This window comes from Mangrovihabitans endophyticus (genome assembly GCF_014646155.1).
Classification (GTDB): Bacteria; Actinomycetota; Actinomycetes; order Mycobacteriales; family Micromonosporaceae; genus Actinoplanes; species Actinoplanes endophyticus.
The window spans coordinates 230,951-237,318 of record NZ_BMMX01000005.1 but is presented as its reverse complement, the minus strand read 5'-3'; the positions used below and the strand labels follow the sequence as shown (position 1 = coordinate 237,318).

The 6,368-nt window shown below is 73.3% G+C and carries 8 protein-coding genes; 6 read left to right on the top strand and 2 right to left on the bottom strand.

The genetic code is table 11. The features are described from left to right. The first annotated feature begins 198 nt into the window (after positions 1 to 198). The 6 genes from IEY73_RS10075 to IEY73_RS10050 all read left to right on the top strand — a co-directional run bounded on the left by IEY73_RS10075 (position 199) and on the right by IEY73_RS10050 (position 5,003). Positions 199 to 501, top strand: coding sequence for an urease subunit gamma (locus IEY73_RS10075; RefSeq protein WP_189078846.1), 303 nt, complete (start codon positions 199 to 201; stop codon positions 499 to 501). Next, positions 498 to 911 (top strand): urease subunit beta, encoded by a 414-nt coding sequence (locus IEY73_RS10070; protein ID WP_229715715.1) that lies wholly within the window; start codon positions 498 to 500, stop codon positions 909 to 911. The genes IEY73_RS10075 and IEY73_RS10070 overlap by 4 nt, the downstream gene beginning before the upstream one ends. Positions 912 to 993: 82 nt before the next feature. After that, entirely contained in the window at positions 994 to 2,712 is a 1,719-nt protein-coding gene (locus IEY73_RS10065) for an urease subunit alpha (RefSeq protein WP_189078845.1), read from the top strand. Then, entirely contained in the window at positions 2,712 to 3,374 is a 663-nt protein-coding gene (locus IEY73_RS10060; RefSeq protein ID WP_189078844.1) for an urease accessory protein UreF, read from the top strand. Before IEY73_RS10065 ends, IEY73_RS10060 begins: the two co-directional genes overlap by 1 nt. 25 nt (positions 3,375 to 3,399) lie before the next feature. Beyond that, positions 3,400 to 4,194 (top strand): urease accessory protein UreG, encoded by a 795-nt coding sequence (gene ureG, locus IEY73_RS10055; protein ID WP_229715714.1) that lies wholly within the window; start codon positions 3,400 to 3,402, stop codon positions 4,192 to 4,194. Next, positions 4,194 to 5,003 carry an urease accessory protein UreD gene (locus tag IEY73_RS10050; RefSeq protein WP_189078843.1) on the top strand — a complete coding sequence of 270 codons (810 nt, stop codon included), beginning with the start codon at positions 4,194 to 4,196 and terminating at the stop codon, positions 5,001 to 5,003. The genes ureG and IEY73_RS10050 overlap by 1 nt, the downstream gene beginning before the upstream one ends. A gap of 4 nt (positions 5,004 to 5,007) precedes the next feature. Here IEY73_RS10050 and IEY73_RS10045 read toward each other — a convergent pair whose 3' ends face one another. Both IEY73_RS10045 and IEY73_RS10040 read right to left on the bottom strand, forming a co-directional pair. Further along, the gene (locus IEY73_RS10045; protein WP_189078842.1) at positions 5,008 to 5,910 is read right to left on the bottom strand and encodes a sigma-70 family RNA polymerase sigma factor; all 903 of its coding nucleotides are present in this window, start codon (positions 5,908 to 5,910) and stop codon (positions 5,008 to 5,010) included. 128 nt (positions 5,911 to 6,038) lie between these two features. Continuing rightward, positions 6,039 to 6,293: a hypothetical protein gene (locus IEY73_RS10040; protein WP_189078841.1), complete on the bottom strand. Its 255-nt coding sequence runs from the start codon at positions 6,291 to 6,293 to the stop codon at positions 6,039 to 6,041. Between the last annotated feature and the right edge of the window lie 75 nt (positions 6,294 to 6,368).

Below are 6,368 nucleotides of genomic sequence, written 5' to 3'. Positions count from 1 at the left end.
GCGGGCCACGGGACCAGCGCGGGCCACGGGACCAGCGCGGGGCGCGGGCGGGCGCACCCGCGGGCGGGCGCACCCGCGGGCGGGCGCACCCGCGGGCGGGCGCACCCGCGGGCCACCGGGGAAAGGCCGGGTTGGAGTGGGTAACACGCCGGAAACGTCGAGCTGCGAGCATCGCGGAGCCGATCAGGGGAGGTCTGCTTGTTCCTCAGCCAGCACGAGCAGGAACGTCTGCTCATCCATGTCGCGGCCGACGTCGCCCGGCGCCGGCAGGAGCGCGGGCTCAAGCTGAACTACCCCGAGGCCACCGCGATCATCACCGCCTTCATCCTGGAGGCCGCTCGGGACGGCCGCACGGTGTCCGAGCTCATGGATGCCGGTCGCCGGGTGCTGTCCCGGGAGGACGTCATGGACGGCGTACCGGAGATGTTGACCGAGGTGCAGGTGGAAGCGACCTTCCCGGACGGCACCAAGCTGGTCACCGTGCACGGGCCGATCTCATGAGCGGCGTGGTGCCGGGCGAGGTCATCATCGGCGACGGCGAGGTCGAGATCAATGCGGGCAGGGCCGCGCTCGCCCTGACGGTACGCAACACGGGCGACCGCCCCGTCCAGGTGGGCTCGCACTTCCACTTCGCGGAGAGCAACGCGGCGCTGGAGTTCGACCGCGCGGCCGCCTGGGGTCATCGGCTGGCGATTCCGGCGGGCACCTCGGTGCGGTTCGAACCGGGCATGCCCCGCGACGTGACGCTGGTGCCGCTGGCCGGCAACCGCGTGGTCCCCGGCCTGCGGGGCCTGGCCGGCGGCCCGCTGGACCCGCAGTCCGAACCCGACCCGGCCGACGACATCGACCCCGCGGGCTCGCTGGACGAGGACACCGGCGAGCAATGGCCGGCTAACGGAAGCCCACGATGACCCGGCCATCGACGGCCGGCGCATGCGGGCCCGCGACGGCCACGAGCAACGGACACCGCACCGGATCGGGGGACGGCGCCGCATGAGCATGATCGACCGTGGGCGGTACGCGGCGCTGTACGGCCCGACCACCGGCGACCGCATCCGCCTGGCCGACACCAACCTTCTCATCGAGATCGAGGAGGACCGCAGCGGCGGAGCCACCGCCGGTGACGAGGTCGTCTTCGGCGGCGGCAAGGTGATCCGCGAGTCCATGGGCCAGTCGCGGGCCACCCGCGCCGACGGTTCGGTGGACACCGTCATCACCGGGGCCGTGGTGCTCGACCATTGGGGCGTCGTCAAGGCGGACGTGGGGCTGCGGGACGGGCGGATCGTCGCACTCGGCAAGGCGGGCAACCCGGACACCATGGACGGGGTGCATCCCGACCTTGTCATCGGGCCGGGCACCGAGGTGATCTCCGGCAACGGCAGGATTCTCACCGCGGGCGCCATCGACAGCCACGTGCACCTGATCAGCCCCACCATTCTGGACACCGCGCTGGCCGCCGGGATCACCACGATCGTCGGCGGCGGCACCGGGCCGGCGGAGGGCACCAAGGCGACCACGGTGACGCCGAGCTCCTGGCATCTGGCCCGGATGCTGGAGGCGCTGGACACCTGGCCGGTCAACGTGCTGCTGCTGGGCAAGGGCAACACCACCTCGCCGGAAGCCATGTGGGAGATGCTGCGCGGCGGCGCCGGCGGCTTCAAGCTGCACGAGGACTGGGGTACCACGCCGGCCGCCATCGACGCCTGCCTGCAGGTGGCCGACGCCTCCGGGGTGCAGGTAGCGATCCACACCGACACCCTCAACGAGGCCGGTTTCGTGGAGGAGACGCTGCGGGCCATCGGCGGGCGGTCGATCCACGCGTACCACACCGAGGGCGCCGGCGGCGGCCACGCGCCGGACATCATCACGGTGGCCGCGCACCCGAACGTGTTGCCCTCGTCGACCAACCCCACCCGGCCGTACACCCGCAACACCCTCAGCGAACACCTGGACATGCTGATGGTGTGTCACCACCTCAACGCCGCGGTGCCGGAGGACCTGGCCTTCGCGGAGAGTCGGATCCGGCCGTCCACCATGGCCGCCGAGGATCTGCTGCACGACATGGGCGCCATCTCGATGATCGGGTCGGACTCGCAGGCGATGGGCCGGGTCGGCGAGGTGGTCATGCGTACGTGGCAGACCGCGCACGTGATGAAGGCCCGCCGGGGGTCACTGCCCGGCGACGGCCCGGCGGACAATCTGCGGGCGCGCCGGTACGTCGCCAAGTACACGATCTGCCCGGCGGTCGCGCACGGCATGGCCGCGCATGTCGGCTCGGTCGAACCGGGCAAGCTGGCGGATCTGGTGCTGTGGGATCCGGCGTTCTTCGGCGTACGTCCGGCCTTGGTGATCAAGGGCGGCATGATCGCGTACGCGCAGATGGGTGACGCCAACGCCTCCATCCCGACGCCGCAGCCGATGCTGCCGAGGCCGATGTTCGGCGCGTACGGGGTGGTCCCGGCGCAGACATCGGTGGCCTTCGTGGCGCCGGCCGCCATCGACGCGCTGCTGGGCGACCGGATCGGCTGCCGCCGCGCACTGGTCCCGGTGCAGGACACGCGCGCGGTGGGCAAGGCGGACATGCCGCGCAACGACGCCACCCCGCGCATCGAGGTGGAGGCGGACACCTTCACGGTTCGCATCGACGGCGAGGTCATCGAGCCGGAGCCGGTCGCCGAGCTGCCCATGGCCCAGCGGTACCACCTGTTCTGATGTCGCTGACCACGCTGCTGGTGCTCGCGGACGGGCGGCTGCCCGCCGGCGGTCACGCGCATTCCGGCGGGCTGGAGGCGGCGGTCTCGTCCGGCCGGGTGCGCGGCATGGCGGACTTGGACGGGTTCCTGCAGGGGCGGCTGGCCACCGCCGGCGTCGTCACGGCGTCCTTCGCCGCCGCGGCCTGCGCCGACCCGCAGCGGTGGCGCGACCTGGATGCGGGGCTGGACGCGCGCACGCCGTCGCCCGCGCTGCGCAAGGCGTCCCGGGCGCAGGGGCGGGCACTGATGCGAGCGGGGCGGATCCTCTGGCCGGTCCCGGCGCTCGACCGGCCGGCCGCGCAGCGGATCGCCCCGCACCACCCGGTGGTCTTGGGCGCGGTCGCGCACGGCGCCGGGCTCGTGCCGCGCGATGCCGCGGTGGCCGCGGCCTACGGCACGCTCACCGGCCCGGCCACCGCCGGCGTCCGGCTGCTCGGTTTGGACCCGTTCGGCGCCCATGCGCTGCTGGCCGGGCTGGCCGGCGCCTGCGACCGGATCGCGGACGAGGCCGCCGCGCGGGCCGGCGATCCGGTGGACACGCTGCCCGCCGCGGGTGCCCCGCTGCTGGACATCGGCGCCGAGCAGCACGCAACGTGGGAGGTGCGTCTGTTTGCCTCTTGACCGTTTTTCCGCATGGGGAGGTTCCATGGTGCAGCATCCTGAGGCGCAGGCCCCCGGCCCGGCCACCGACGCCGTCCGGCACTCGCACGGTCCCGGTATCGCCGGGCAGCAGCCGGTGGTGCATGCGCACGGCCCGGACGAGGTCCCGCACACCCACCCGGACCCGGCGGTCGACCCGCACGAGCCGCTGCTGCACGGCCCGCGTGCGCTGCGCGTGGGCATCGGCGGCCCGGTGGGCTCCGGGAAGACCGCCCTGGTCGCGGCGCTGTGCCGGGCGCTGGGCACGCGGCTGCGCCTGGCCGTGGTCACCAACGACATCTACACCACCGAGGACGCCGATTTCCTGCTGCGCAACGGGGTGCTGCCGGCCGAGCGGATCCGCGCGGTGGAGACCGGGTGCTGCCCGCACACGGCGATCCGCGACGACATCTCCGCGAACCTGGACGCGGTGGAGGATCTCGAATCCAGTCTGGGCCCGCTGGACCTGGTGCTGGTGGAGAGCGGCGGCGACAACCTGACCGCCACGTTCAGCAAGGGCCTGATCGACCGGCAGATCTTCGTGGTGGACGTGGCGGGCGGCGACAAGGTGCCGCGCAAGGGCGGTCCCGGCGTGACCACCGCCGACCTGCTGGTGATCAACAAGACGGATCTGGCGCCGCTGGTGGGCGCCGACCTGTCGGTGATGGACCGGGACGCGCGGGCGCGCCGCGGCGAGCTGCCCACGGTGTTCCTCTCGCTCACGCAGGACCGGGCGGCGACGCCGGTGGCGGACTGGATCCGCACCCTGGTGGCCGGGTCGCAGCACGCCACCACCGGCTGATGCGCGCCACGGCGCGGGTGGTCGCCGAGGCGAACGGACGCGGCGGCACCCGGCTCACGGTGCTGCGCGGCGAATCGCCGCTGTTGCTGCGCCGCACCGGGCCGGACGGCGGAGCCGGCCTCACCGTGCACCTGGTGGGTGGCGCGGCGGGGCCGCTGCGCGGCGACGATCTGAGCCTGCGGATCGAGGTCGACCCCGCGGCCAGGCTGGACATCCGCAGCGTGGCGGCGTCGCTGGCGCTGCCCGGCCCGCCCGGCCGGCCGGCGTCCCGGCTGCGGATCGAGGCCCGCGTGGCGGCCGGCGCGACGCTGCGCTGGCTGCCCGAACCGCTGATCGCCGCGGCGGGCTGCGACCATCGGGCGGTCACCGTCGTGGAGGCGGAGGCGGGCGCCACCGTGGTGTGGCGCGACGACCTGGTCTGCGGACGCCACGGTGAGCCGTGCGGGCAGGTCCGCACGGACGTTCTGGTCCGGTACGCCGGAGCCACCCTCTACCGGCACGAACTGGCCGTGGGCGCGGACGCGCCGGGCTGGTCCGGGCCTGCCGTCCTGGGCAGTTCCGGGACGGGCGGCGCGTACGGCTCCGTGCTGCTGGCCGGTCCCCCGGTGACGGCCACGGCGGCACCCGCAGGACCGGCGGCTTCTCCGGCGCACGGCACCGCAGTGATCATGGATCTCGCCGGTCCGGGCCGCCTGGCGACCGCCGTGGGCGCCGACATCCGTGCGGTGCGCGCCGCGCTCGATCCGCTGTGCGAGCGGCTCGGCGAGCCGCCCGAGCCGCAGCGCGACCAAGCGATGGCGACCGCCTGACGGCTTAGGCGGCCAGCGCGATCGGCACACCGTGGCTGTCGGTCAGCGCCAGGCGGGCGCGTAGGTTGCCCTGTTCCGCCACCCGGGCGAAGTACTCCGAGCGACGGCGCTGCGTCTGTCCCCGGCGCGATCCGCCGGCGCCGGTGTGCGGGGTGCGCTGTTCCGGTTCCAGGCTGTGCTTCAGCCCCTCGCGCAGCAGCCGCAGCGCCTCGGTGCGCAGTTGCGAGATCCGGGACTCGGTGACCCCGAGCCGGGCGGCCACCTCGCTGAGCGGCTGCTCCTGCAGGAACGACTCGACCACCACCACGCGCAGCCGCTCCGGCAGGGCCTGCACCGCCTGGTGCAGGTAGCCCAGCCGCTCGCGCTTGATCAGCAGGTCCTCGGGTCCTTCGGAGAGCTCCGGCACCATCTCCTCGGCGGTGCCGGTGGGGAAGCCCTGGAGGCTCAGCAACGCCGCCTTCTGCACGTCCTCATCGACGGACGACAGCTCGGACAGCCCGATGCCGAGCATCTCGGCGACCTCGGCGTCGGTCGGGGTACGGCCCAGCGCCGCGGTCAGTTCCTGCCGCGCCGCGGTCGTCCGGCGTGCGCGGGCGCGCACCGAGCGGCTCGCCCAGTCCTGGCCGCGGAGCTCGTCCAGCAGGGCGCCCCGGATTCGCACGGCGGCGAATCGGTGGAACGGGATGCCCCTGCTCGGTTCGAAGGAACGGGCCGCGCCGAGCAGCGCGGCGAACCCCGCTGACGACAGGTCGTCGGCGTGGACATGTCCGGGGACGCGGTTCAGCAGTTCCCTGACGAGGTGGCCAACCATCGGCATGTGTTCGCGGACCAGGTCCTCGATGTCACGCGCGGACGGCGCGTCGTGGGCGGAGCCGACGGCGGCGGGGAGTTCGGTCGTGGCAGGCACGGGGTCCTCCTCGCTCGTACGAACCGGCGTGTGAACCGGCTGACGAGGAGAACCCTTGTCGCTCCAAGGTGCAGGAGCGGACGAATTCGGTTGCTTTTATGGTGTTTTTTGCGGAAAAAGCTCAGCTATCAGGAGACGAGGTGCGGAGCGCGCGTACCGGTCATGGCCAGCAACGCGGACCGCGCCCAGCACATCCGTCGGACCGCTTCGTCCGGGTGGTCGCCGAACTCGGCCGCGACCACCGCGGCGCACCCGTCGCTGCCGTGCCGCACGATCATCGCGCTCACGGCCTCTTCCAGGGTGTGCGGACTCGGATGCTCAGATGGTTGCACGTGGGAGGCGAACAGCGCCTCCGCTGCCAAATCCTGGACCATGCTGATCATGGCGAACTCCCCGATGTGCGACATGCTGAACCCAGTGGACACGTCCGCGGGTGCAGAGCCGATCCGGACACGTTG